This is a genomic window from Roseovarius sp. D22-M7, assembly GCF_037083785.1.
Classification (GTDB): domain Bacteria; phylum Pseudomonadota; class Alphaproteobacteria; order Rhodobacterales; family Rhodobacteraceae; genus Roseovarius.
The window spans coordinates 78,843-102,315 of the sequence record NZ_JBAPKY010000001.1; the positions used below are offsets into that span (position 1 = coordinate 78,843).

The 23,473-nt window shown below is 67.9% G+C and carries 23 protein-coding genes; 4 read left to right on the top strand and 19 right to left on the bottom strand.

The genetic code is table 11. The features are described 5' to 3' along the window. Window positions 1-24: 24 nt before the first annotated feature. The 11 genes from V8324_RS00360 to lgt form a co-directional block, all read right to left on the bottom strand. Window positions 25-720 (bottom strand): ABC transporter ATP-binding protein, encoded by a 696-nt coding sequence (locus V8324_RS00360; protein WP_336417923.1) that lies wholly within the window; start codon window positions 718-720, stop codon window positions 25-27. Continuing rightward, a complete protein-coding gene (locus V8324_RS00365; protein WP_336418040.1) occupies window positions 704-1,429 on the bottom strand; it encodes an ABC transporter ATP-binding protein in 726 nt (241 codons plus the stop codon). Before V8324_RS00365 ends, V8324_RS00360 begins: the two co-directional genes overlap by 17 nt. After that, on the bottom strand, window positions 1,426-2,358 hold the full coding sequence (locus tag V8324_RS00370; RefSeq protein ID WP_336417924.1) for a branched-chain amino acid ABC transporter permease: 933 nt from the start codon (window positions 2,356-2,358) through the stop codon (window positions 1,426-1,428). The genes V8324_RS00365 and V8324_RS00370 overlap by 4 nt, the downstream gene beginning before the upstream one ends. Further along, window positions 2,355-3,281, bottom strand: coding sequence for a branched-chain amino acid ABC transporter permease (locus V8324_RS00375; protein ID WP_336417925.1), 927 nt, complete (start codon window positions 3,279-3,281; stop codon window positions 2,355-2,357). The genes V8324_RS00370 and V8324_RS00375 overlap by 4 nt, the downstream gene beginning before the upstream one ends. Before the next feature lie 13 nt (window positions 3,282-3,294). After that, the gene (locus V8324_RS00380) at window positions 3,295-3,897 is read right to left on the bottom strand and encodes a hypothetical protein (RefSeq protein ID WP_336417926.1); all 603 of its coding nucleotides are present in this window, start codon (window positions 3,895-3,897) and stop codon (window positions 3,295-3,297) included. A 1-nt stretch (window position 3,898) separates the two neighbouring features. Next, window positions 3,899-5,179, bottom strand: coding sequence for an ABC transporter substrate-binding protein (locus tag V8324_RS00385; protein ID WP_336417927.1), 1,281 nt, complete (start codon window positions 5,177-5,179; stop codon window positions 3,899-3,901). Between the two features lie 92 nt (window positions 5,180-5,271). After that, on the bottom strand, window positions 5,272-6,633 hold the full coding sequence (locus V8324_RS00390) for a hypothetical protein (RefSeq protein WP_336417928.1): 1,362 nt from the start codon (window positions 6,631-6,633) through the stop codon (window positions 5,272-5,274). A 115-nt stretch (window positions 6,634-6,748) separates the two neighbouring features. Beyond that, window positions 6,749-7,504 carry a Hint domain-containing protein gene (locus tag V8324_RS00395; RefSeq protein ID WP_336417929.1) on the bottom strand — a complete coding sequence of 252 codons (756 nt, stop codon included), beginning with the start codon at window positions 7,502-7,504 and terminating at the stop codon, window positions 6,749-6,751. 267 nt (window positions 7,505-7,771) lie between these two features. After that, window positions 7,772-8,527: a peptidoglycan editing factor PgeF gene (gene pgeF, locus V8324_RS00400; protein ID WP_336417930.1), complete on the bottom strand. Its 756-nt coding sequence runs from the start codon at window positions 8,525-8,527 to the stop codon at window positions 7,772-7,774. Beyond that, window positions 8,524-9,588 carry a class I SAM-dependent methyltransferase gene (locus V8324_RS00405; RefSeq protein WP_336418041.1) on the bottom strand — a complete coding sequence of 355 codons (1,065 nt, stop codon included), beginning with the start codon at window positions 9,586-9,588 and terminating at the stop codon, window positions 8,524-8,526. Before V8324_RS00405 ends, pgeF begins: the two co-directional genes overlap by 4 nt. Beyond that, a complete protein-coding gene (lgt, locus tag V8324_RS00410; protein WP_336417931.1) occupies window positions 9,585-10,475 on the bottom strand; it encodes a prolipoprotein diacylglyceryl transferase in 891 nt (296 codons plus the stop codon). Before lgt ends, V8324_RS00405 begins: the two co-directional genes overlap by 4 nt. 99 nt (window positions 10,476-10,574) lie before the next feature. On the opposite strand from lgt, the gene V8324_RS00415 reads away from it, so the two are divergent. Further along, entirely contained in the window at window positions 10,575-10,820 is a 246-nt protein-coding gene (locus V8324_RS00415) for an accessory factor UbiK family protein (protein WP_336417932.1), read from the top strand. Between the two features lie 117 nt (window positions 10,821-10,937). Here the strand turns inward: V8324_RS00415 and V8324_RS00420 are convergent, their stop codons facing one another. The 3 genes from V8324_RS00420 to V8324_RS00430 form a co-directional block, all read right to left on the bottom strand. Continuing rightward, complete coding sequence (locus tag V8324_RS00420; RefSeq protein WP_336417933.1) at window positions 10,938-12,278, bottom strand: S41 family peptidase; 1,341 nt, start codon at window positions 12,276-12,278, stop codon at window positions 10,938-10,940. 200 nt (window positions 12,279-12,478) lie between these two features. Beyond that, window positions 12,479-13,993 carry a 2,3-bisphosphoglycerate-independent phosphoglycerate mutase gene (gpmI, locus tag V8324_RS00425; protein ID WP_336417934.1) on the bottom strand — a complete coding sequence of 505 codons (1,515 nt, stop codon included), beginning with the start codon at window positions 13,991-13,993 and terminating at the stop codon, window positions 12,479-12,481. A gap of 71 nt (window positions 13,994-14,064) precedes the next feature. After that, window positions 14,065-14,940, bottom strand: coding sequence for a hypothetical protein (locus tag V8324_RS00430; protein WP_336417935.1), 876 nt, complete (start codon window positions 14,938-14,940; stop codon window positions 14,065-14,067). A 172-nt stretch (window positions 14,941-15,112) separates the two neighbouring features. Between V8324_RS00430 and V8324_RS00435 the strand changes: the two genes are divergently transcribed. Next, on the top strand, window positions 15,113-15,715 hold the full coding sequence (locus V8324_RS00435) for a LolA family protein (RefSeq protein WP_336417936.1): 603 nt from the start codon (window positions 15,113-15,115) through the stop codon (window positions 15,713-15,715). 31 nt (window positions 15,716-15,746) lie between these two features. On the opposite strand, the gene V8324_RS00440 is transcribed toward V8324_RS00435, so the two are convergent. Together V8324_RS00440 and V8324_RS00445 are read right to left on the bottom strand one after the other, a co-directional pair. Next, window positions 15,747-18,599, bottom strand: coding sequence for a DNA translocase FtsK (locus V8324_RS00440; protein ID WP_336417937.1), 2,853 nt, complete (start codon window positions 18,597-18,599; stop codon window positions 15,747-15,749). An 18-nt stretch (window positions 18,600-18,617) separates the two neighbouring features. After that, window positions 18,618-19,796, bottom strand: coding sequence for an aminotransferase class I/II-fold pyridoxal phosphate-dependent enzyme (locus V8324_RS00445; protein ID WP_336417938.1), 1,179 nt, complete (start codon window positions 19,794-19,796; stop codon window positions 18,618-18,620). Between the two features lie 250 nt (window positions 19,797-20,046). On the opposite strand from V8324_RS00445, the gene V8324_RS00450 reads away from it, so the two are divergent. Both V8324_RS00450 and V8324_RS00455 read left to right on the top strand, forming a co-directional pair. After that, a complete protein-coding gene (locus V8324_RS00450) occupies window positions 20,047-20,793 on the top strand; it encodes a rhomboid family intramembrane serine protease (protein ID WP_336418042.1) in 747 nt (248 codons plus the stop codon). Next, entirely contained in the window at window positions 20,790-21,155 is a 366-nt protein-coding gene (locus tag V8324_RS00455; protein WP_336417939.1) for a GFA family protein, read from the top strand. The genes V8324_RS00450 and V8324_RS00455 overlap by 4 nt, the downstream gene beginning before the upstream one ends. Window positions 21,156-21,371: 216 nt before the next feature. Here the strand turns inward: V8324_RS00455 and V8324_RS00460 are convergent, their stop codons facing one another. The 3 genes from V8324_RS00460 to V8324_RS00470 form a co-directional block, all read right to left on the bottom strand. Beyond that, on the bottom strand, window positions 21,372-21,572 hold the full coding sequence (locus V8324_RS00460) for a hypothetical protein (RefSeq protein WP_336417940.1): 201 nt from the start codon (window positions 21,570-21,572) through the stop codon (window positions 21,372-21,374). A 95-nt stretch (window positions 21,573-21,667) separates the two neighbouring features. Next, on the bottom strand, window positions 21,668-22,687 hold the full coding sequence (locus V8324_RS00465) for a VPLPA-CTERM sorting domain-containing protein (RefSeq protein ID WP_336417941.1): 1,020 nt from the start codon (window positions 22,685-22,687) through the stop codon (window positions 21,668-21,670). A gap of 463 nt (window positions 22,688-23,150) precedes the next feature. Beyond that, on the bottom strand, window positions 23,151-23,429 hold the full coding sequence (locus tag V8324_RS00470; protein WP_336417942.1) for an acylphosphatase: 279 nt from the start codon (window positions 23,427-23,429) through the stop codon (window positions 23,151-23,153). Window positions 23,430-23,473 lie beyond the last annotated feature (44 nt).

The window sequence follows — 23,473 nt, forward strand, 5'->3', positions numbered from 1 at the left end:
CGCCAGCCCCCGCGCCGTCCTTCCTCAGACGCCCAGATACCGGTCGGCGAGCCGCGGGTCGTCTCGCAGGGTGTCGACGCCGATCACCGGGCCGTTGCGCCCGTTTTCCAGAAACGCCACCCGGTCCGCGACCGACAGCACGGCATCCACCCGGTGCTCGACCAGCAGAACCGCGACGCCGCGCGCGCGCATCGCGCGGATCACCTCGTGGATCGCGTCGACCATCGACGGCTGCAACCCTTCGGTCGGCTCGTCCAGCAGCAGCACGCGGGGCGCGAGACACAGCGCGCGCGCCATGGCGAGCATTTGCTGCTCGCCGCCCGACAGGCTTTGCGCGCGTTGCCGCAGGCGGTCACGCAGTCGCGGGAACAGATCGAGCACGTCGTCGCGCGAGGCGGCCCCCGCGCCGCCGGCCATCAGCCCGATCTCGAGGTTCTCCGCCACGCTGAGATCGGCGAACAGCCGGCGCCCCTGCGGCACGTAGCCGATGCCGGCGCGCGGCACCCTGTGCGCGGGCAGATCGCTCAAGCTCGTGTTCTCCAGCCGCACCGCGCCCGCGATCAGCGGCAACAGCCCCATGATCGCGCGCATCAGCGTCGTCTTGCCCGCGCCGTTGCGCCCCATCAGGCACAGGATCTCGCCGAAGCCCACCCGGATCGAGACGTCGCGCAGCACTTGCGCGCGCCCGTAGCCCGCGCCGACGCTATCGACGTGCAGCATCGCGCGACCCTCCCAGATAGGCGGCCTGCACGGCGGCGTCGGCATGGATCTCGTCCGGCGTCCCCTCTGCCAGCACGCGGCCCCGGTCAAGCACCGTGATTCGCTGCGCAAGCGCTGTGACCACGCGCATGTTGTGCTCGATCAGCAGGATCGTGGTGGTCCGCGCGAGTTCGCGGATCAGCGTCTCGAACCCGGCGATCTCGCCATCGGATAAGCCTTGCGTCGGCTCGTCGAGGATCAGCAGGCGCGGGCGCTGCGCGATCCCCATGGCCAGTTCCAGCAGCCGCTGGTGCCCGTAGGCCAGATCGCCCGCCTCGGCCCCGGCTTGCGCACTCAGCCCCACGCGCTCCAGTGCGTCCTCGACCTCTTGCCGCGCCGCGGCGCCGCGTCGGTGGCGGCGCGCGGCGAGGCCCACGTTCTCGGCCACGCTCAGCCGCCCGAAGACAGAGGTGATCTGGAACGTGTAGCCCATGCCAAGCGCGATCCGGCGATGCGCGGGCAGGCGGGTGACGTCGCGCCCGTCGAAGGTGACGCGCCCCGCGTCGGGGGAAACCCGCCCGGAGATCAGCCCGACCAGCGTGGTCTTGCCGGCGCCATTGGGGCCGATCAGCGCGCGGATCTCGCCCTCGGGCAGGTCGAGATCGACGCCCTGCACGGCATGCAGCCCCTCGAACCGCCTGGTCAGCCCGCGCGCCTGCAGCAGCATCACGGCATCCCTGTCCACAGCCGCCGCCGCACCTCGCCCATGATCCCCTGCGGGGCGAACAACGTCAGCAGCACCAGCGCGACCCCCGCGATCAGCATGTGCGCGGTGGTGATGTCGGAGCTCAGATCGATCAGGTAGAACATGAAGAGCGTCCCGATGAAGGGCCCCAGCACCGTGCCCGCGCCGCCCAGAAGAACGTAAAGCAGCGGCAGGATCGAATACTGCACCTCGGCGAAGCTCGCGCCCACGTAGCCGAAGAGCACGCCGTAGGCCGCCCCGGCCGCTGCCGCCATCGTGCCCGAGATCACCAGCGCGCCGTATTTGTGCGCGAAGGGGTCGTAGCCCAGCATCCGCACCCGCTCCTCGTTCTCGCGTATGGCGATCAGCACCCGTCCGAAGGGAGTACGCACCAGCCACAGGCTCAGGCTCAGGCAGACCGAGAACAGCACCAGCGCCGCGAGGTAGCGGATATCCGCATCGCTGAGGTCCAGCCCCCACAGCATGCGCCCGGCCTGCGGCATCACGAAGCCCTCGTCGCCACCCGTCCATTCGGAAAAATGCAAGATGGTCAGCGCGCCGGCCTGCGCGAACATCAGCGTCACGATCATGAAGGCGACGCCGCTGGTGCGCAGCGCGAGGAAGGCCAGCCCGCCCGAGACCCCGGCGCCCGCCGCCACGCCCAGGGCAAGTGCCGGCCCGGCGCCCCAGCCGAGATGCTCCACGGCCATCCCGGTGCCGTACATCCCGGCCGCGAAATAAAGCGCATGCCCAAGGCTCAGCAGGCCCGTGTAGCCGAACAGGATGTTGTAGCCCATGGCGAAGGACGCCAACACCAGGATCCGCGCTAGGTTGCCGTGATGGTAGTCGGGCAGCACGAAATGCAGCCCTAGCAGCGCCGCAAGCAGCGCCAGATGCAGCAGCCCGGCTCTCATGCCGGACGCTTTCCGAACAGCCCCTGCGGGCGGAAGACCAGCACCAGCGCGACCAGCAGCGTGGCCAGGATCTTGGCCAGCGTGGGTGAGAAGAACACCGAGATGATCCCGTCCGACAGACCGATCAGCACCGCCGCCAGCACCGTGCCGGGCAGGCTGCCAAGGCCGCCGATGATCACCACGATGAACGACAGAAGCAGCGGGTCGGCCCCCATCAGGTAATGCGCCTGCTGAATGGGCACGATCAGCACGCCCGCGAGCGCCGCAAGGCCCGCGCCCAGCCCGAAGGTCAGCGCGTAAACCCGTGCGACGGGGATGCCGAAGGCCGTGGCCATCTCGCGATCGGCTTGCGTGGCGCGCATCACGAGGCCGAACCGGGTGCGCGCCATCACCGCCCATATCGCGCACAGGATCGCCGTGGCCGCCCCGATCACCGCCAGCTTGTAGGACGTGGTGCCGAGCCCCCAGGGCCAGACGATCTGCCAGCCGTCGGGGCCGTGTTCCGGCCACGGGATCGCGAGACGCGTGTCGAACGGCGCCTCGACCGGGCGGGCCTCGGGGCCGAACCCCATGAGCGTCAGTTGCTGCAGGATGTAGAGCAGGCCGATGGTGGCGACGATGGTCCGTTCCGGGTCGTGATGCAGGCGTTTGAGGATCGTCACGTCGGCGGCCATCGCCAGCGCGCCGACGATCAGCGGCGCTCCGATCAGGGCGGCGGCGAAACCCCATGCGGCATGTCCGCCCACCATCTGCGCGATCCACCAGGCCAGCACCGCGCCCAGCATGAAGAACTCGCCATGCGCGATGTTGACCACCCGCATCACCCCGAACACCAGGCTGAGCCCCACGGCGGTCAGCGCCAGCACCGCCGCGGTCACGGCGCCCTCCAGCGTCGCGAGCATCAGGTAGGGGCCAAGATCCATCAGGCGGGCCGGATCATTGCGGCACGTATTCCCGCCCGGCCACCAGCAGGCGCTGATCATCGGTCACGGTCACGGTCTGGCCATGCGCGCGTTCCAGCTTGCGGGCCATTACGGCGCTGCGCGCTTCCCAGTCATACTCGTCGTCCTGCGCAGTGGGCACCCATGTCAGCCGCCCGCCCTCGCGCCAAGGATCGAGTACGATGCCCTTGTTGAAGCTGTCACCCTGCGCGCTGATGATGGCGGTGCTGTGTTCCAGCAGAAGGGCGTTGTCGGGATCGGCGATGGCGCGGTGCATCTCGAGCGTCTGGAACTCCTCGGCCTTCAGACGGTCCTCGATGTCGCGCGCCCAGTGCCAGCACAGACCGCGCGGCTTCAGCCCCATGTTGACCTTGGTGTTGTGCACGATCGGCGGGTCGGTGATCCGGTACTGGCGGGCCAGCGTTGCGGTATGGGTGTAGGTCACGCGCGCGGCGCGTGCGGCTTCCTCTGCGTCGACCTCCGGCCCGAGGGCGCGGATCGCAGCGGCAAGCCTGCTGACCTCGTCCGGCTGCGGCGGGGGCGGCGGCGCACCGCACGCCGCCAGCAGCAGCGCCGCGACAAGTGCGATACACCGCATGTCAGAACGGCCGCTGCGTGTAATCGACCGCATCGGGATAGATCGACGCGTCGATGGGGGTCGTGTGCACGCGCTTCAGATACCCGTCCTGCAACTGCGTGATGAACTGCCGCCCGAAGACCTGGTGCGTCCGGCCGTTGAACCGCTTGGGGCCCTGCGGATGATCGAGGCTTTCGGGGATCTCCTCCATCGCCTCGACCGCTTCGATCAGCGCCGCGCGGTCCTCTGGCCCGCGATACCCTGCGGCCTCCATGCCGGCCTTGATGACGTGCAGCGTCTCCCAGCAGCCGAACATGTGCCCGTAGGTCGACACATCCGCAGGATCGTTCACCGACGCGCCGCGGTCGTCCACGCCGACGGCGGCGCGGTACGTGGTCTCGTGCGGGCTTTCATCGGCCTGCTGGTGGCGGCACATGCCTTCCCAGAAATGGCTGCCCTCGAGGAATTCCAGCCCCGGGCTGTCGATCGCCACCGCCTCGAGACTGTCGATGAAGCCGAAAAGCTCGGGCCCGCGCCCGCCGAAGAACTCGCCCAGCTCCTTGACGAAGGTCAGCACCGCCGGCCCGACCATCACGTGATAGAGCACCTCTGTGTCGCGCGGGATCTTCGGGAAATAGCGGGTGAACGAGGTCTCCGAGGGCGGGATGGCGATCTTCGCCAGGATCTCGCCGCCCTGCGCCTCGATCGCCGGGCCAAGCGCGTCGCGGTGATCGTAGCCGAACCCGTAATCGGGAAAGATCATCGTCACCTTCTTGCCGAGCGTGCCGGTGATGAACGGCGCCATGGCGATGACCTGGCTTTTGACGTCGGTGATGCCGGGCTGCAGCGTGTAGCGGTTGAGCGCGCCCGAGGACACATGCGTGCCTTCCGAGACCACGAAATAGGGCATCTTCAACTCGCCCGCGCGCGGGGCCGATCCGGTCACGACATTGGAAAAAAGCGGCCCCAGCACGACGTCGCAGTTGTGGCGGTTGGCGAATTTCTCGACCACCTCGGCGCCGCGCTTGGGGTCGGTGCCGTCATCCTCGGCGATGATCTCGACGGGCCGGCCGCCTATGCCACCCTCGGCGTTGATCTTCTCCAGCGCGGCGTCGGTCGCGCGACCGTACCAACGCCCGTAGGCGGCGCCGATGCCGGTGCGGTGCTGCTGAAATCCGATCCGTATCGGGGCGGCACTCTGGGCATGGGTATAGCGCGCCGAAAGCGGCAGCGCGGCGGCCGCGGCGCCACCGGCCAGCGTCCCGAGAACGGCGCGCCGGGTCGGGGTTTTGAACTGCGTCATGACATGATCCTCCGATCGGTCAGGCGGGGCCCTTCTGGCCCGGTCGCGCGCAACTTGCGCAACAGGGGGGCGCATGTCCAGCCCCTTGACGCTCAGGCACCGCGCGGCGCGGCCAGAAGCCACAGTCCCAGCACGGTGTAGCCGATCATGAATACCGCCAGCGGCGCCTGCGACAGCGTGGCGCGCCAAGTGCCCCGGCCCGTGCGCACGGCGATGGCATGCGCCAGCAGGATGGCGATCACGTGGCCCGCGACCACGACCCCGGCCTGCGTCATCCAGATCGCCCGCACGGTTCCGGGCGTGGCGAGAAATCCCGCGCTGACATGCACATGGCCGGCACCAAGCGTGTCGGCCAGCCAGGCCAGCACGTATTGCCCGTCCATAAGGAAACTCGTGAGGTAATGCGAAATGTGATAGGCCAGAGAGATGGGCAGCATCGTCGGCGCATACCGGCATAGCAGCACCCGCAGCGGCACATGGCCGCCGGCCAGCCGGTCCCCCATCCACAGGAACCCCGCCAGCACCGCGACCAGCGCCGCGTTCGCCGCCATGAGGCCCAGCAGGTTGGGCCAGATCACCGCCGAGCGGCCGGGAAATTCCAGCGGGTTGTGGCCCAGCAGGCCGATCCACAGGAAGGTCTCGTTGAGGCCGTCGAAACTGCCGCTGGCAAGAAGCGCCAGCATCAGCACCGCCAATCCCAACGACGGAACCGGTGCCGCAAGGATCCGCCAGCCCGGCAGCCCGACCGCCAGCCGCCCGCGCGCGCGCCCGAAGACCCCCATCCGCGCATAGCTGCGCATCAGAAGCGTGATCCCCTCGGCGCGAACCAGCCACGGCGCGCCGAACAGCAGCACCGCGCCCATGGTAAGCGCCCAGTACCCGCCGACCGCCGCTGCCAGACGCGCAGGGTCGGCAGGCGCGGGATCGGCCAGCAGGAACCCTGCGAAGGCGAGGAATCCCCCCACGCCGGGCCAGTGTCCAAGGGCGCGCGGGTAGCGCAGCGGCGCGCGCCACCCGGTCATCCGGCGCACAAGCGCCGCGGCGCCGGTCCACGGGTTGAGGCTGCGCCAGAGATCGCCGAAGATCCCCTGCAGGCTGACCAGCGCGATCCAGAACACCACCCAGACCGACAGCGTCATCGGGTTGGCCATCGGATCGCGCGACGCGGCGAGGCCGCGCCAGATCAGCCAGAGAAGGATCGCGGTGACCAAAAGGCTGGTCGCGTGCCGCGGCGAGGCCGGACGGCGCGTCAACATGGCGGGCCGGAACAGCGCGCGCGCGACACCGGCAGGCAGCACTGCCAGCAGCGCCACGGTCAGCGCCACGGTGATCCCGCCGGCGGCGATGTAGACATCCGTCGGCAAAAGCAAGACGAAGCCCTGGTCGGCGGCATGCGCCCACGCGGCGCCTGCCGTCAGGGCCAGGAAGATGGCACCAATCCCCAGCCTTTGCATGTGATCGCCCCCGCCTTGCCGAACTGCGCGCAGCATGCCCCGGCATGACATCACGGAAAAGCCGCAATTCGTCGCGCAGGCAGGGCGTCGGGCGTCAGGGCAGGGCGCCCGGGTATCAGATGTCCAGCGCGTCCGGCGTGTCGAGCGGCAGCCGCATATGCGCCAGCGGCCCGAAATCGCGCGGCGCGTCGACATGCGGGAAAAGGCCCAGGAACTGCTCCAGCGTGGCCTTGTCGAGCCCGCGCTCGAAACCGGCCCCGGGGTGGAAGCTCTCGGTCTGCATGCCGTTGGCGCTGACGATCCCGTGGGTCTCGAGGCACAGGTGATAAAGCGTCACGGGATGCCGCGGGAAGACGTCGATGATCTGCATCCCGTCCTTCATCGCATGCGCCGGCGTCAGAACGGGATCGTTCCCGAACCGGGCGCGCAGATGGCGCGGATACGACAGGAACCGCGCCCCCGGCCCCACCATCAGGTCCGAGATCGGCCGCATCGCGTCGAAGGCATCCGTCATGATCCGCGTGAGGCGGCAGGGGCCGTCGGCCTGCCCCGTGGAGGCGGCCAGCGTCATCGACCCGATCCAGAGTACCGATTGCGCTCCGTGCTCGGCAGTGACCACCCGGTCGCCGGGCAGCAGGTCCTCGATGGCGATCGGCCCGCTTGCGGTGGTGATCAGCGTGCCGCGCGCGAAGGCCGAGTGTGCCGCGTCGAACAGAACGCTGGCCGGCGCGGTCTGCTCGGCCTCGTGGACATCGCCACGACTGTCGAGCCAGAGCGCGCGGAACTTGCGCGTCGGACCAAAGGACGGGATCTGCAGGACATCCCTGCGCAGCGATGTAGCCCGGCGTGGTGCGAAGCGTTCACTCGTCATGATATGTACCCCTTAAATTTCCGCATTCAAAACCTCGGCGGTGTGCGCCGGCAGCGACAGGTCGAACAGATCCCGCCGTTAGTGGTTCGAGAATCGCAGAAGGATCGCTATTGCGTCAAATTTTAGAGGATATTTGATCTATCCGGCGGATAATCACGGGTCGCCCCCGGTATCATGCGCCCGGCTCGAACAATCACGCCACAATCGCGCGCGTCCTGAATGCGCGGCATGCGGGCCGGATGACGATTCGATCCTGCCCCCGCCGCGTCACAGCCGAATGGCCGAGATCTGCCGCCCGTAATCGGCTTCGCCCGCATGGGTGGTGCGCCGGTAGGAATAGAACCGCGCCGCGTCCTCGTAGGTGCAATGGCGCGTCCACTCGGCCAGTCCCACCCCGGCCTGCCGCAAACGGTGCAGCCCGAAGGCGGGCAGATCGAACTGGTAGCGCCCGTCGCGGCCATTGGCGAAGAACCGCGCATTGTCGGGATCCGCGTCGAGGAACGCCTCGATGAACTCGGGGCCCACCTCGTAGGCCGCCTGGCTGATCGACGGGCCGATCACCGCGGTGATGTCGCCGCGAACCGCGCCCAGCCCCTCCATCGCCGCCACCATCGTCTCGAGCACGCCGTCGAGCGCCCCGCGCCAGCCGGCATGCGCGGCGCCGATGACCTGCGCGCGGGCATCGGCGAACAGCACCGGCTGGCAGTCGGCCGTCAACACACCAAGGGCCAGCCCCGGCGTCGCGGTGACCATCCCGTCGCAGCGCGGCCGCTCGGCCACCGGCCCGGTGAGGTGCACGACCTCGGCCGAATGCACTTGGTGCACGGTGACGATGTTGTCGGCGGCGACCTCCATGGCGCGGGCCACGCGGGCGCGGTTGATCATCACGATCTCGGTCTGGTCCGAGGATCCGAGCCCGCAATTCAGACCCGCGAACACCCCCGACGACGCCCCGCCGCGGCGGGTGAAAAAGCCATGACGCAGCGGCGCGAGGCTGTCAGAGGTCAGGATTTCCAGCGTCATGGGTCCGTTCCGGGCGGCGGTGCGGCCGCCGAGGGGTGAAGCGCGAGCACCTTGAAGAGCGTCCCCATTTCCGCCGGGTCGGTCAAGCGTCGAAACGCGGCGAGGTGGCTTTCGCGCGCCGCCCCGTCCAGGTTGCGCGCCAGCGCCTCGGCGCGCGCCGCGATCCCCAGCCGCGCCAGAAGCGCGCCCTGCGCGATCGGCGGCGCATGCGCGGCGGGTGCGGCGGCCTGCGCCAGCGCCTCGAAATCCACATGCGCGGTCAGGTCTGCCTCGCCCGGGCTCTCCAGCGGATCGGCGGGCGCCTGCTGCCGCACCGCCTGCAACGTATCGCCAAGCGACCGCCAGCCGCCGTAATCGACGATCAGCGCCGCGCCGCCATGCGCCGCGATGCGTCCGCCGATCTCGGCGGCGATGGCACAGCCCGGCGCACAGGTCTCGACGATGTCGCCGGGCTTCGTGTCGGCCACCCGATGGGCCAGGTCCGGCGGCGCCACCGGCGCGCCAAGCGCGAAGGTCAGGGCACCCTCGCGCAGCGCCACGAGGCGCTCGCGCCAGCCGTCGCCATCGCGCTGGAATTGGCGGATCGGCAACGCGTCGAAGAATTCGTTGGCGATCAGGTAAAGCGGCGCGTCGGGCAGATCCCCGACCGTGTCGTGCCATGTCACGTCGTCCCGTCCCAATGTCCGCGCCTGCACCGCGCGCAGGGCGCTCGACGTCTCGACCAGGTGCACGTGCGCCGCGGCGTGAAAGCCCGGCACGCCCTTCGTGGCGCGCAGGATATCGGCCATCAGCGTGCCGCGCCCCGGCCCCGGTTCCGCCAGCAGGAACGGCGCGGGCTGGCCCTGGTCCAGCCAGGTCTGCGCCAGGCACAGGCCGATCAGTTCACCGAACATCTGGCTGATCTCGGGCGCGGTGGTGAAATCGCCCTGCGCGCCGAACGGATCGCGCGTCGCGTAATACCCCATCTCGGGATGCATCAGGCAGGTCGCCATGTAGTCGGCGACGGTCATCGGCCCGGTGGCGGCGATCCGCGCCGCGATATGACGCCGAAGGGCGCTCACGCCGGTCGCGCCCGCCGCGCCCATGCGATCATCCCGATCCCGAACACGATCATCGGCAACGACAGGATCTGCCCCATGGTCAGCCCCCAGCCGCCGACATGCCACGCCAGCCCCAGCGGGTTGCCGGGGCCGATGAACTGCGCATCGGGCTGGCGCACGAATTCCACCGCGAAGCGCGCGACCCCGTAGCCGGCGAAGAACACGCCGGTCAGCGTGCCCGGAACCCGCAGCGCCCCGCGCCGCCAGCCCAGCCAGAGCAGCACCGCGCCCAGGATCAGCCCTTCAAGCGCCGCCTCGTATAGCTGCGAGGGATGGCGCGCGCACAGCCCCGCCACGCCGGGGCAATCCTGCGCCGCGGCTCCGGGAAACACCACGCCCCAGGGCAGGTCCGTTGGCCGGCCCCAAAGCTCTGCGTTGATGAAATTGGCGATCCGGCCCAGCAGCAGCCCGACGGGGGTGACCATGCACAGCACGTCGGCCACGCTCAGCCAGCGGATGCCGCGCCGCCACGAGAACGCGATCACCGCCAGCACAACGCCCAGAAGCCCGCCGTGAAACGCCATGCCGCCCTGCCAGACGGCCAGGATCTGGCCCGGATTGGCAAGGTAATAGCCCGGCTGGTAGAACGCCACATAGCCCAGCCGGCCCCCCAGGATCACGCCGACGATCACCCAGGTCAGCAGATCCTCGACCGCCCGTGCGTCCATCGGCGCGGTCTGGCGGGGCCACAGCACGGGACGGCGGACGCTTGCGGTCACCAGCCGCCAGCCGATGACGATGCCCACGATATAGGCCAGCGCGTACCAGCGCAACGCGAATTCCATGCCGAACAGCGAGATCGAGAAGATCTCGGGGGTCATCTCGGGAAAGGGGATCGCGGCCTGCATCGCCGCCTCTCTGCCCGTGCGCCGCGCGGAAAGTCAACCTTGTGAATCCCCGCCCCGACGCCATATGTTGGGACGTGAACCAATGACAGAGGCGACGCCATGCAGACCCGCAACAAGATGTTCGACGATATCAGCCAGTTGATGACCAATGCCATGGGCGTGGCGCAGGGCGCGCGCGACGAGGCCGAGACCGCGATGAAGTCGATGATCGACCGCTGGCTTGCCGATCGCGACTTCGTCACGCGCGAGGAATTCGACGCGGTGCGGGCGATGGCCCAGAAGGCGCGCGAGGAAAACGAGGCCCTCAAGGCGCGGATCGATGCGCTGGAAAAGGGCGCGTCCTGAACGCGACCCCGGCCTGATCCCCCGGGCCGTCCCGGGGCCATCCCGGGCTTTGCTCCGATAGAAAACGGCCCGCCGACGGTACCGTCGGCGGGCCGTTCTTTTCGTTTTTTTGCGCAATCAGTTCCCGTTGCCGCCCATCACCGACAGGCCGCGCAGGATATCCACGGCATAGGCCAGTTGGTAATCCTCTTCACGCAGCTTCGCCGCTTCCTCGGCCTGCTTTCGGTCCTCCTCGATCTGGCGCCGTTCCTCCTCGCTGAGGCTGTCGTTGCTCAGACGTCCGCGCAGATCGTTCTCGGACCGTCCGGGGCGCGGCGTCGTCTCTTCGTCTTCGGCGGTGTCGTCGCTGCGCGAGGGCTGCGTGACAAGGATGTCCGGGCTGACCCCGAGCGCCTGGATCGACCGGCCCGACGGCGTGTAGTACCGCGCCGTGGTCAGCCGGATCGCACCGTTGCCGCGCAGCGGCATGACCGTCTGCACCGATCCCTTGCCGAAGCTCTTGGTGCCCACGACGATGGCGCGATTGTGGTCCTGAAGCGCGCCCGCCACGATCTCCGACGCGCTGGCAGAGCCGCCATTGATCAACACCACGATGGGCTTGCCCTCGGCGAGGTCGCCGGGCGTGGCGTTGAACCGGTCGCCGTCCTGCGGCTCGCGGCCGCGGGTGCTGACGATCTCGCCCTTGTCGAGGAACGCGTCCGCGACCTTGATCGCCTGCGACAGAAGACCGCCCGGGTTGTTGCGCAGGTCAAGAACGACGCCGCTGACCTGGTCCATGCCGCCGATCTTCTCGACCTGCTCTTCAAGGCTCGATTCCAGGTTTGGATAGGTGTTGTCGTTGAACGTGGTGACGCGCAGCACGACCGTGTCGCGCTCGGTGCGCGCGCGCACCGCCGTCAGCTCGATCGTGTCGCGGATGATCGACACGTCGAACGGCTCGGCCCGGCCCTCGCGGACCACGGTGATCACGATCTCGCTGCCCACCGGCCCGCGCATCAGGTCGACCGCGTCGTTGAGGGTCAGGCCCAGCACGCTTTCGCCATCGACATGGGTGATGTAATCGCCCGCCTCGATCCCGGCCTGATCGGCGGGGGTGCCGTCCATCGGCGACACCACCTTGACGAAGCCGTCCTCCTGCGTCACCTCGATCCCGAGGCCGCCGAACTCGCCGCGGGTCTGCACCTGCATGTTCTCGGCGTCATCCGGCGACAGGTAGCTCGAATGCGGATCGAGCGAGGTCAGCATGCCGTTGATCGCCGCCTCGATCAGTTCGTCGGTCTCGACCTCCTCGACATATTGCGCGCGGATCCGCTCGAAGATGTCGCCGAACAGATCGAGCTGCTCGTAGACGCTGCTCGAGTCGTCGTTCTGCTGGGCAAGCAGCGGGGCCGCCACCTGCGTCGTCGCGACCGCCCCGGTCACGATGCCGATCGCTGCGGCCATCAGGAATTTCTTCATGTCTCACTCTTCCTTGTCGGGTGTCTTTTGGTCGGGCGTGAACCGTCTCGGGCCGGTCCACCGGTGAATCGACGCTTCCACGCGTGATATAGCACGTCCGGCGCTTTTGGGCACCCGCCGCCGGTGCGAGGGCGATCACCAATCGGGCCGTGCCGTCGTCGCCACCTTGCAAAGGGTATCGCGGCAATGCAAGCACCACCTCACGACAGCAGGCTCTCGCCGGTCATTTCCTCGGGCTGCGGCAGTCCCATCAGCGCCAGCAGGGTCGGCGCCAGATCGGCAAGCCGGCCGCCCGTCCGCAGCCGCGCGCCCGCGGGCCCGCCCACAAGGATGACCGGCACCGGATTCAGCGTGTGCGCGGTATGCGGCCCGCCGGTCTCGGGATCGACCATCACCTCGCAATTGCCGTGATCGGCGGTGACGATCATCGCCCCGCCCGCGTCCTCCAGCGCCTCCAGCGCCCGGCCGAGACCGGCATCCACCGCCTCGCAGGCGGCGATGGCGGCCTCCAGGTCGCCGGTATGGCCGACCATGTCGGGATTGGCGTAGTTCACCACGATCAGGTCGTAGCCGTCGGCGATCGCGGCGACCAGTTGATCGGTGACCTCGGCGGCCGACATCTCGGGCTGCAGATCGTAGGTCGCGACATCGGGCGAGGCGGCCATGTAGCGCGCCTCGCCCTCCTCGGGGGGCTCCTTGCCGCCATTCAGGAAGAAGGTCACATGCGGGTATTTCTCGGTCTCGGCGAGGTGGAACTGCCTCAGCCCGTGCCGCGCCACCCACGCCCCCAGCGTGTTGACGATGTCGCGCGGCGGAAACACCGTGTCGAACCACACGTCATGCGCGTCCGAATATTGCACCATGCCAAGCGTCGCGGCCCAGTCGGGCACCACGTCGCGCGCGAAGGCGTCGAAATCGGGATCGGCCATCGCCTGCAGGATCTCGCGCGACCGGTCGGCGCGGAAATTCAGGCAGAAGAGGCCATCGCCCGCCGCCACGCCGTCGTAATCTCCGATCACCGTGGCGGCGATGAACTCGTCACTTTCCGACCGCGCATAGGCGTTGGTCACAGCACTTCGGGCATCGCGGGCGCGCAGCCCTTTGCCGGCGACCATCGCCTCATAGGCCTCCTGCACGCGCGACCAGCGATTGTCGCGATCCATCGCGAAATAGCGCCCGGTCACGGTCACGATGCGCACGTCGTCGGGCAACGCCTCGATCAGCCCCGCGAGGTGGCTGCGCGCGGATCGCGGCGCGACGTCGCGCCCGTCGGTGATCGCGTGCAGCACCACCGGGACGCCGGCCGCGCGGATCTCCTTTGCGGCGGCGACGATATGCGCGACATGCCCGTGCACCCCGCCATCCGAGACCAGCCCCATCAGGTGCGCGCGCCCGCCGCTGTGCTGCAACTGCGCGATGAAGCGCTGCAGCGCGTCGCTGTCGGCAAAGCTGCCATCCTCGATCGCGAGGTCGATCTGGCCCAGGTCCATCGCCACCACCCGGCCCGCGCCGATATTGGTGTGGCCGACCTCGGAATTGCCCATCTGCCCGCGCGGCAGCCCGACATCGGGGCCGTGCGTGGTCAGCGTCGCCTGCGGGCAGGTCCGCATCAGCCGGTCGACATTCGGGGTCCGCGCCAGGTGCGGCGCGTTCGCCTCGCCGCGCTCGCTCAGGCCCCAGCCATCGAGGATGCAAAGGACAACGGGTTCGGGCATGGTCTCTCCTGCTTGCGGATGCGGCACGTGTAGCGCGTCGAACGCCAAGGGTGAAGCCGTCGCGGCCCCCCTCAGGGTGCCAGCACCCGGACACCGTCGATCCGCCGGATCTCGCCTATGTCGGCATCGTAGATCCCGGTCAGCCGGTCGATCACCGCGGCATCCCAGCCGGGCACGTCCAGCTCGATCTCGACCGCGTTCGCGTCCGCGTACTTGTCGAGAAAGGCGGCGATCACGCGCTGATCCTGCGCCTCGGTCATCCCGGGATGCGCGGTGCGGTATTCTTCGAGCCGCCGGAACCCTGCCGGCGTCATGATCTCCGACAGCAGCGCATCCGCGCCCTCGAGCCCCAAGGAGGCGTCGACCCCGGCGATCTCGCGCAGGATGCGGGCCCAGATCACCGGCGTGTCCTCGTTGCACCAGACGGTGATGTCCATGTCGGGAAACGCATCGCGGATCCGCGCCACGAGGTCCGACCAGCGCAGATCCTCCGGCGCGCCGCCGCGCATCAGCCCGTCGACATTGGCGAAGGGCGTGCCTTCCAGCAGCGCGGGCAGGAACATCGCCGGGTCGCGCAGCCCCAGAAACAGCGCCACCTCGTCGCCTTCGAAGACCTGCCGCAGAAGCCCCAGCCGCGCCTCGGCCGCGGGATAAAGCCGCGCCCCCGACAGCGCCATCTTCTCGGTGCCGAAGAAGCCTGGGTTCGACAGCACCAGCCGCGCCACGCCATCGGTTTCGCCGATCGCGTCGAGCACCATCTCGCGGGCCCCCGGCGCCAGCCCCGCCTCGCCGGCGCTGTTGAGAATGTCGCGCAACAGCTTGCGGTAGCTCGCCGGCGGCGGCACCCCGACCCCGGCGCGCGCCAGCGCGGACGTGTTCCTGCGCAGGCAGGCGATCAGCCTGTCCTCGTCGGTCGCGTGGGCCCCTGCGTGAAGTGCGATCTGCATGCCATTCCTGCGTTTTCATCCACCTATAGTCACCCCGCGCCCCCCGGCACAAGGCCGGCACCGTCGCGCGGCGCGGGCCCCGGCGGAGCGGATCGGCGATCTTTCACCGCCACACGCCGAATTGATGCCGCGGGCTGGTGAATTCCCGCGGGTGACGTCATATCTGAAAGTCATGAACATGATGCGAATCCTGACGGTCCCCGTGCTTCTGGCGGCGATGACCGTGCCGGCCGCGGCGCAAAAGCTGTCACTGGCCGAAATCTCGAATTATCTCAATGACCTCGAGACCGCCAAGGGCGAATTCACGCAGGTCAACGATGACGGCTCGCTCAGCACCGGGCAGATCCTGCTCAAGCGGCCGGGCCGCGTGCGGTTCGAATACGATCCGCCCAACGACGCGCTTGTCGTGGCCGATGGCGACACGGTGGGGATCATCGACCCGCGCTCGAACGAAAAGCAGGGCTACCCGCTGCACCGCACGCCGCTGAAGATCATCCTCGCGCGCAACGTGGACCTGACGCGAGAGCGGATGGTCGTCGGCCATGGCAGCGACGCCACCTCGACCACGGTGCGCGCGCAGGATCCCGACAACCCGGACTACGGCAGCATCGACCTGGTGTTCACCCGCGACCCGGTGGAGTTGCGGCAATGGGTGATTCATGACGGCAATGGCAGCAGCACGACCGTGATCCTCGGCGATCTGCAAACCGGCATGCAACTGTCGAACGACCTGTTCGAGATCCCCGGCAGGAATACCAGTCCGATCGACCGTTGATCCGACACGCAAGGTGCAGGCCGCGCGCGCCTTATTGCGGCTCGGGCACCAGCACCTCGCGCTTGCCGACATGGTTGGCGGCGCTGACGACGCCTTCGTCCTCCATCTGCTCGACCAGCCGCGCGGCCTTGTTGTAGCCGATGGCGAGCTTGCGCTGCACGTAGGAGGTCGAGCATTTGCGATCCTTGACGACGATCGCCACCGCCTGATCGTAAAGCGCGTCCTCGCCATCGGTGTTGCCGCCCGTCGACAGGCCCAGAACGGCGTCGACATTGCCGGCGTCGCCCTCCTTGGGGCCTTCCTGCACGCGATGCTCGTAAGAGGGCGGTCCGTAGGCCTTGAGGTGGCGCACCACGTCCTCGACCTCGTCGTCGCTGACGAACGGGCCGTGGCACCGCGTGATCTTGCCGCCCCCGGCCATATACAGCATGTCGCCCATGCCCAGTAGCTGCTCGGCGCCCATTTCACCCAGGATCGTGCGGCTGTCGATCTTCGAGGTCACCTGAAAGCTGATCCGCGTCGGGAAGTTCGCCTTGATCGTGCCGGTGATGACATCCACCGACGGGCGCTGCGTCGCCATGATCAGGTGGATGCCGGAGGCCCGCGCCATCTGCGCGAGGCGCTGGATGCAGGCCTCGATCTCCTTGCCGGCGACCATCATCAGGTCGGCCATCTCGTCGACGATGACCACGATGTAGGGCATCTTCTCGGGCGCGAATTCTTCCGTCTCGAAGACCGGCTCGCCGGTGTCGTCGTCAAAACCCGTCTGCACCGTGCGGCTGAACATCTCGTCCTTCTTCAGCGCCTCGGCGACCCGGCCATTGTAGCCGTCGATGTTGCGCACGCCCATCTTCGACATCTTGCGGTAGCGGTCCTCCATCTCGGCGACCACCCATTTCAGCGCGACCACGGCCTTCTTGGGGTCTGTCACGACCGGCGACAGCAGATGCGGGATTCCGTCATAGACCGAAAGTTCCAGCATCTTGGGGTCGATCATGATCAGCCGGCACTCGTCGGGCGTCAGCTTGTAAAGCAGCGACAGGATCATCGTGTTGATCGCCACCGACTTGCCCGAGCCGGTGGTCCCCGCGATCAGCAGATGCGGCATCTTGGCAAGGTTGGTGACCATCGGGTCGCCACCGATATCCTTGCCGAGCGCCAGCGGCAGTTTCTGCATGCCGTCACCATAGGCGCGGCTCGACAGGATCTCGCGAAAGCCGACCGTTTCGCGCTCGTCATTGGGCAGCTCGATCCCGATGATCGACCGCCCCGGCACGGTCGAGACGCGCGCCGACAGCGCCGCCATGGACCGCGCGATGTCATCGGCCAGCCCGATCACGCGCGACGCTTTCAGGCCCGGCGCGGGCTCCAGCTCGTACATGGTCACCACCGGGCCGGGGCGCACGCTGACGATCTCGCCCTTGACGCCGTAATCCTCGAGGACGTTTTCCAGCATCCGCGCGTTCTGCTCCAGCGCCTCGTCGCTCAGGTGATGGCGGGTGATATTGGCCGGATCGGCCAGCAGGGACAGCGGCGGCAACTCGTAGTCCGGCCCGTCATCCTCGGCAAATTTCAGGTCTGGCTGCGCCTCGGCCCGCGCGCGGGCCGAGGGCTGCGCCGGCTTGCGCGGCGGGTTCTGGACGACCTTGCGCGGCTCGGCGACGGGGGGCCGGATCTGCCCGGTCTCGGCCGGCGGGGCGTCCATGTCGTCCATGACCATGTCATCCTCGGCCTCGGGCTGCCACGGCGACACCTCGGCCACGTTCGCGGTCAGCGGCGGCTCGGGCGGCAGCGCATCATGCGCCGCACCGCCGAGGATCGTTGGATCGGGCCCGCGGCCGCGCCCCTTGGTCAGCGGTGCGATCTCCTCGGTGCGCAGGGCGGGGTTCTGCCGCGCCCGCGTGCGGATCACGTCCGATATCCGCGCCTTGATGCGGTCGGCCTCGGGCGGATCGGTCTCGCCCATGTACTCCCCGGTCTCGACCAGTTCCGGCTCTGGCAGGGGCTTGCGAAGCAGCCCCGGCATCCGCGACAGGAAGCCGCCGCGCTCGGCGTCGTCGTCCTGCGGGGCGGGCGCGCCGCCGGCGGCGGTGGTGCCGCGCAGGCTCGGCTCGGCGCGGCGCACGCGCGGGGCGTCGACCACGTCGTCGTCGAACACCGCATCTGCGGCCTGCGCGCGCCGCGCGGCGCGGCGGTCGCGCAGCTTCTGACCGACCCGCAAGGTGCCCTTCGCGCCAAGGCCAAGTCCCCGCAGCAGCCCGGCATAGGCGACCACCACCCCCAGCAGCAGGAACCGCCCGATGCGCTGCAGCTCGGGGCGGGTGAAGCCCAGCACGAAAGCGCCGAAGCCCACGACCGCGACGCCCATGATCCCCGACAAAAGCTTCAGCCCAAGGCCCGCGCCCACCGGCAGCACCCCCAGCACGGTACCCAGCACGGTATCCCCGAAGAGGCCCCCCAGCCCGAAACTGTGGCTCGCGGCCCACTCCGGCCCCGGGGCCAGCGTCGCGGCATACATCGACAGCAGCGCCAGCCAGATCGGCGCGAAGATCAGCCGGCCGGTGACCCGCGCCTCGCCCAGATGCGCGGCCAGCCGTAGCCCCCAGACCGCCGGCACCACCGCGAGGCCCCACGCCCCCCAGCCGAGGATCATGAAGAGAGGCGCCGCGATCGCGGCCCCGATGCGGCCCGTCAGGTTCTGCACGGGCGCGTCGGTCGCCGACATCCAGCTCGGATCCTCGGGCGTGTAGGACATCACCATCGCCGCTGCCGCCGCGCCGAGCGCGATCAGCACGAGGCCCAGCAATTCCTTGCCGCGCCTCTCGATCATCTGCGCGGTGCCGGGGTCCAGAAACGGGTCACGCCCGCGGGTCTGATATGCCATGTCGTCCCTCGTCCTCGCTCATCGGTAGAGACAGTCGCGCAAGGCGGTCAGCCCGCGCGCCATCTCGTCTTTCGGAGCCACCATCGCCACGCGGATATACCCGGCGCCGGGATTGACGCCCTCGACCGGCTGGCCAAGATATGCGCCGGGCAGCACCCGCACGCCGGTCTCTTGCCACAGCCGCAGCGCCGCCGCCTCGCCATCCGCGACCGGCAACCACAGGAAGAACCCCGCCTCGGGGCTCAGGTAGCCGGGAACGCCGCCCAGGATCTCGTCGGCCACCGCGTATTTCTCGGCATATAGCCGGCGGTTCTCGACCACGTGATCCTCGTCGGCCCAGACCGCGGCCGCGGCATGTTGCAGCGGCATCGGCAGCGGGCTGCCTGCGTAATTGCGCAGCTGCCTCAAAGCCGCGATGCTCTTGGGACCCGCCGCCACGAAGCCCGACCGCAACCCCGGCAGGTTCGACCGCTTCGACAGGCTGTGAAACGCCACGATCCGCTCGGGGTCGGCGCCCATCTCCTCGGCCACCTGCATGACACCCACGGGCGGCGTCTCGCGGTAGATCTCGGAATAGCATTCATCCGCGAAGATGCGGAAATCGTGGCGCTCGGCCAGCCCGATCAGATGCGCCCAGTAGGCGCGGCTGGCCACCGCCCCCTGCGGGTTCGAGGGCGAGCACAGGTAGACCACGCCCGTGCGGTCCAGCACATCCGCCGGCACCGCGTCGAAATCCGGCAGATGCCCGGTCGTCTCGGTGGCGTTCAAAAAGACCGGCGTCGCGCCCACGCTGAGGGCGGCTACCATGTAGACCTGGTAGAACGGGTTCGGCACCAGCACCAGCGGCGCCTGCCCGTTCTTCGTTTCGGGACAAAGCGCCATCATGGCGTTGTACAGCCCCTCGCGCGTCCCGTTCAGCGCCATCACCCGGCTTCCCGGATCCAGCGTCACGCCGTAGCGCCGTGCGATCCAGTCGGTGGCAGCCTCCAGCAGCGCCGGCATCCCCTCGTTGACGGGGTACTTGCCGAATCCTTCGGCGTTGCGGGCGATGATCTCGGTGATCCAGGGCGGGAAGGCGTGACGCGGCTCGCCGATGGTCATGTGCACGACATCGCCGCCGGGCACATGCGCGTCCAGCAGGGCGCGCAGGCGCGGAAACGCATAGGCCGGTAGGTTCGCAAACCGCTCGGGAAACATGTGATACTGCCTCTGGGTCGGGATCGTTGACGCCCCGTTTGGGACAAAGAGTACCCAAGCCCCCCTCTCGGGTCCAGTGAAACGAGGCCCTTGACAGGGACTATGTTGTATTTTTGACATTTTTTCGCGGGCTTGCAAGCCTGTGGGCGGCGGTCAGGCCAGGTCGGCGCGCCGGATGCGCCGACGATTTCTGCCCCACCGGGACACGCCACGTCTTTTCGCGGCGCCGGTCGCGCGCTATCTCGGCATTATGTTTCCGATCCGCGATCACAATCCATCCGGCACCACACCCTTCGTGACCTACGGGCTCATCGCGGTCAATATCGCGGTCTTCGCGGCGTACTGGCCGCTCTTCGGCAACGAGCGCGCGATCGCGATCTTCTTCCACAACTGGGCGATGATCCCCGCGCAGGTGACGCAGCAGGGCATCTATTCGGGCCTTCTGACCTCGCTTTTCCTGCATGGCGGCATCATGCACCTCGCAGGCAACATGCTGTTTTTGTGGATCTTCGGTGACAACATGGAGGACCGGATGGGCCATCTGCCCTATCTAGGGTTCTACCTCGCCTCGGGGCTGGCGGCGGGCGTGGCGCAGATCCTCGGCGCGCCCTTGTCCGGGGTGCCGATGGTTGGCGCGTCGGGGGCCATCGCCGGCGTGATGGGCGGGTACCTGTTGCTGTTTCCGCGGGCGCGGGTCGACGTGCTGCTGATCTTCATCGTGTTCTTCCGGGTGATCACCATCCCCGCGGCGCTGGTGCTGGTGCTGTGGTTCGCCTTCCAGGTCCTCGCCGGGCTGGGCAGCGACCCGGACATGGGCGGCGTCGCCTACTGGGCGCATGCGGGCGGCTTCGTGGCCGGCGGCGTGATGACCCTGCCGCTGTTCCTGCGCCTCGGCGGGCCGCGCTTCTGGGCGCTTCAGCCCGCCGTGCTGGACGGCACGGGCCGGGCGACCGGGGTGCGCCGCACCCCGATCCCGCGCGTCAGGCGGCGGCGATGACCTCGGTTCGGGTCACCTGCCATTGCGGCGCTGTCGAGCTGCGCGTGACGCTGCCCCGCGGCCTCGACACCGCGAGGCGCTGCGATTGCTCGTTCTGCCGCCGCCGCGGGGCCGCCGCGGTCTCGGCCCCGCTCGCCGATCTGGAGGTGCTGCGCGGGGCAGGGGACCTGACGCTCTACCAATGGGGCACCGGCACGGCGCAGCATTATTTCTGCCGGATCTGCGGCATCTACACCCACCACCGCCGCCGCTCGAACCCCGACGAGTACGGCGTCAATCTCGGCGCGATTGAGGGCGTCAACCCGCGCGACTGCGAGCCGATCGCGTGGGTCGACGGCGTCAATCACCCCTCGGATCGGTGACACTGGGGCGGCGTCCTGAAGTCGCGAGTTGTACGGATCACACAGATCGAATTCGGGAACCGGTTTTGAGCAGCGGGTTTGCACTGGGCAGCTTTCGGACGTTCCAGCCTTTCGATGCAAATGCAGCATGGGCTGACCTGAACTGCATTGGTGCGCGGAAGAAGTATTTTTCACACGATCGCGCATTTCCCCAAGACAACCAGTCCAGCCAAAACATCAGTCGGCGGCTTCAAGCCTGTTCTGTTGAAAAACTCGACGCTTCGGGCCAAGCAACTCGATGCTGGGAAAATTGCTACGGGCGACCGCTTCTCGGCGACTTTTGTTTGCCAAGACGGCCATGTCCAGAAAATGATCCCAAGCTATCAAGGCGATTTTTCCAGATCGCCTAAGCCGCGTTGCCATGACGATGACCGCCAATTTCTAGCGCATTGAACAGAATTCTTCGCATCCAATCCTTCTACTCGGGCGAAGACTCCCCGAAACACAGCCTTCGCCCGAGTTTTGTCACGCAATCAGGATTGCCGGCGCCGCAAACCAAGAAGCGCCCCAATAGCGCCCAGCAATAGCCACGCCGCAGCCGGGAGAGGAATGACGCTGGGGCCGGGCGGCGGCGGCGGCGCGATGAAGCCGTCGACCCGCACGACACGATCCCCGCCACCGAATGTCGAGAACAGGAAGTCCCCGGTCACGGGATCTATGAACGCACCCTCTGCGCCGCTAAGCCCGGTCAGAAAATCGCGTCGCGTCGGCACGAGCGGGTTACCGTCTCCATCCAGCTCGTAGGCAGACACGCGGTTTGCCGAGAAATCCGAGACCAGCATGCTATCGACGAAGAAGCCTGCATTCGAGTCGTCGATATAGACAAAACCCTCTGGCCCGCCCGGCAGGCTTTGCACGCCCGCATTATCGGGATCGAGATCGATCTGGGTCGCGCCGTCTATGTCGAACGTGCCGCTGCCGTCCGGGCTCAGCCCAATATCGTAGAAATTGCCCGAGGACCAACTGACGATCTTCGCCTTCCCGGCGCCCGCGAATTCCGGTGGAACGAAGGTGATCGCGGCAATCGAGGATCCGCCAACCCCGAAAGGGGCAAGGTCGTCGACCCGGTCCTCATCGGTGCTTCCCGGTCTGGTCTGTCCCAGATTGTTCACGTTCCATTGGGCCGTGAAAAGAACGCCGCCCGGGCCGTATGTCACGCCGCCGTCATTGTATTCTCCGACGTCACCGAATTGCAGCGCCGTGCCGTTGAAGCCCGTGATCGAATTTGTCGTGGCGTCGCGGTTTACACCAATTGAATAGAGCCGACCGGAGGACCTATTGGCATTGCCGCCGATCAGCAGCGTGTCGGTTGTTCCCGCAAGCAGGGTCAGACCCCCGTAAGGTCTCGGAAGGCCGGGCACCGCACCGAGATCGGTCACCGAGTAGTCGGGCGCGAAATCTGCGCCAAGTGTCAGGGCCTGCACGTCATTGGCAACCAGTGTTCCCCCGATCGTAAGGGCCAGCACCGCGCCCACGGAAAATCTATCGTTCATTCTATATCCTCCCAGTTTGATTGAGCCCGAGGTTACAAAAGGATTAATAGTCGACAAAGACAGAATTTATCTTCCCCCACAAAATTTTTTTGATGGGGCGCTTCCGCGGGACCAATCCGCTTTGCGCGCCAGCATTGTAAGCTGACATTCCCCAATTGGCCTGCCGAATGAGGGCACGGTTTGCTTATTTTTCTGCCGAAAAAGGTTTTTACCCTGCACGCCTCCTCTGTGATCGCGCGAATGATCTGCGTAGGATGGGTAGGGCCGTGAACCCGCATCAGTCTGTTTCGCCAGCGATGTCTTGCGCGCGGCAGGCAGAGTTTGGCTCTTTCGTTCAATTTGCTCCCGGATCCCGGTCGGGAGGAGTGGTATTGTCTGTAGACGCCGAGCCGTCATCAGACCTTTTCCGTCCGGCACGGCGCCGCGCGGCTCGGCCCGGGAGGTCATCCGTCTCGGCGCAACCCTACCCGATGATCTCGAACTGCGCGGCCCCCTGCGGCGTGGCGTCGGTCAGCGTGACCTCGCGGACCACCGCCGTCGGCGGCCCCTTGTGCAGCGCCGTGACCATGTCGTCGACGGCCTCGGACGCGCCCTCGAGATGGGCGGTGACGGTGCCGTCGGTCTCGTTGCGAACCCAGCCGGCAAGGCCGCGGCCCTGCGCCTCGACCTGCGTCCAGGCCCGGAAATTCACACCCTGTACCCGGCCCGAGATCCGGGCCTTCAGCGCCTTGCTCTGTGACATGCCGTTCTCCATCGCATATCGCCATTTGCGGGCGCGGCCCCGCG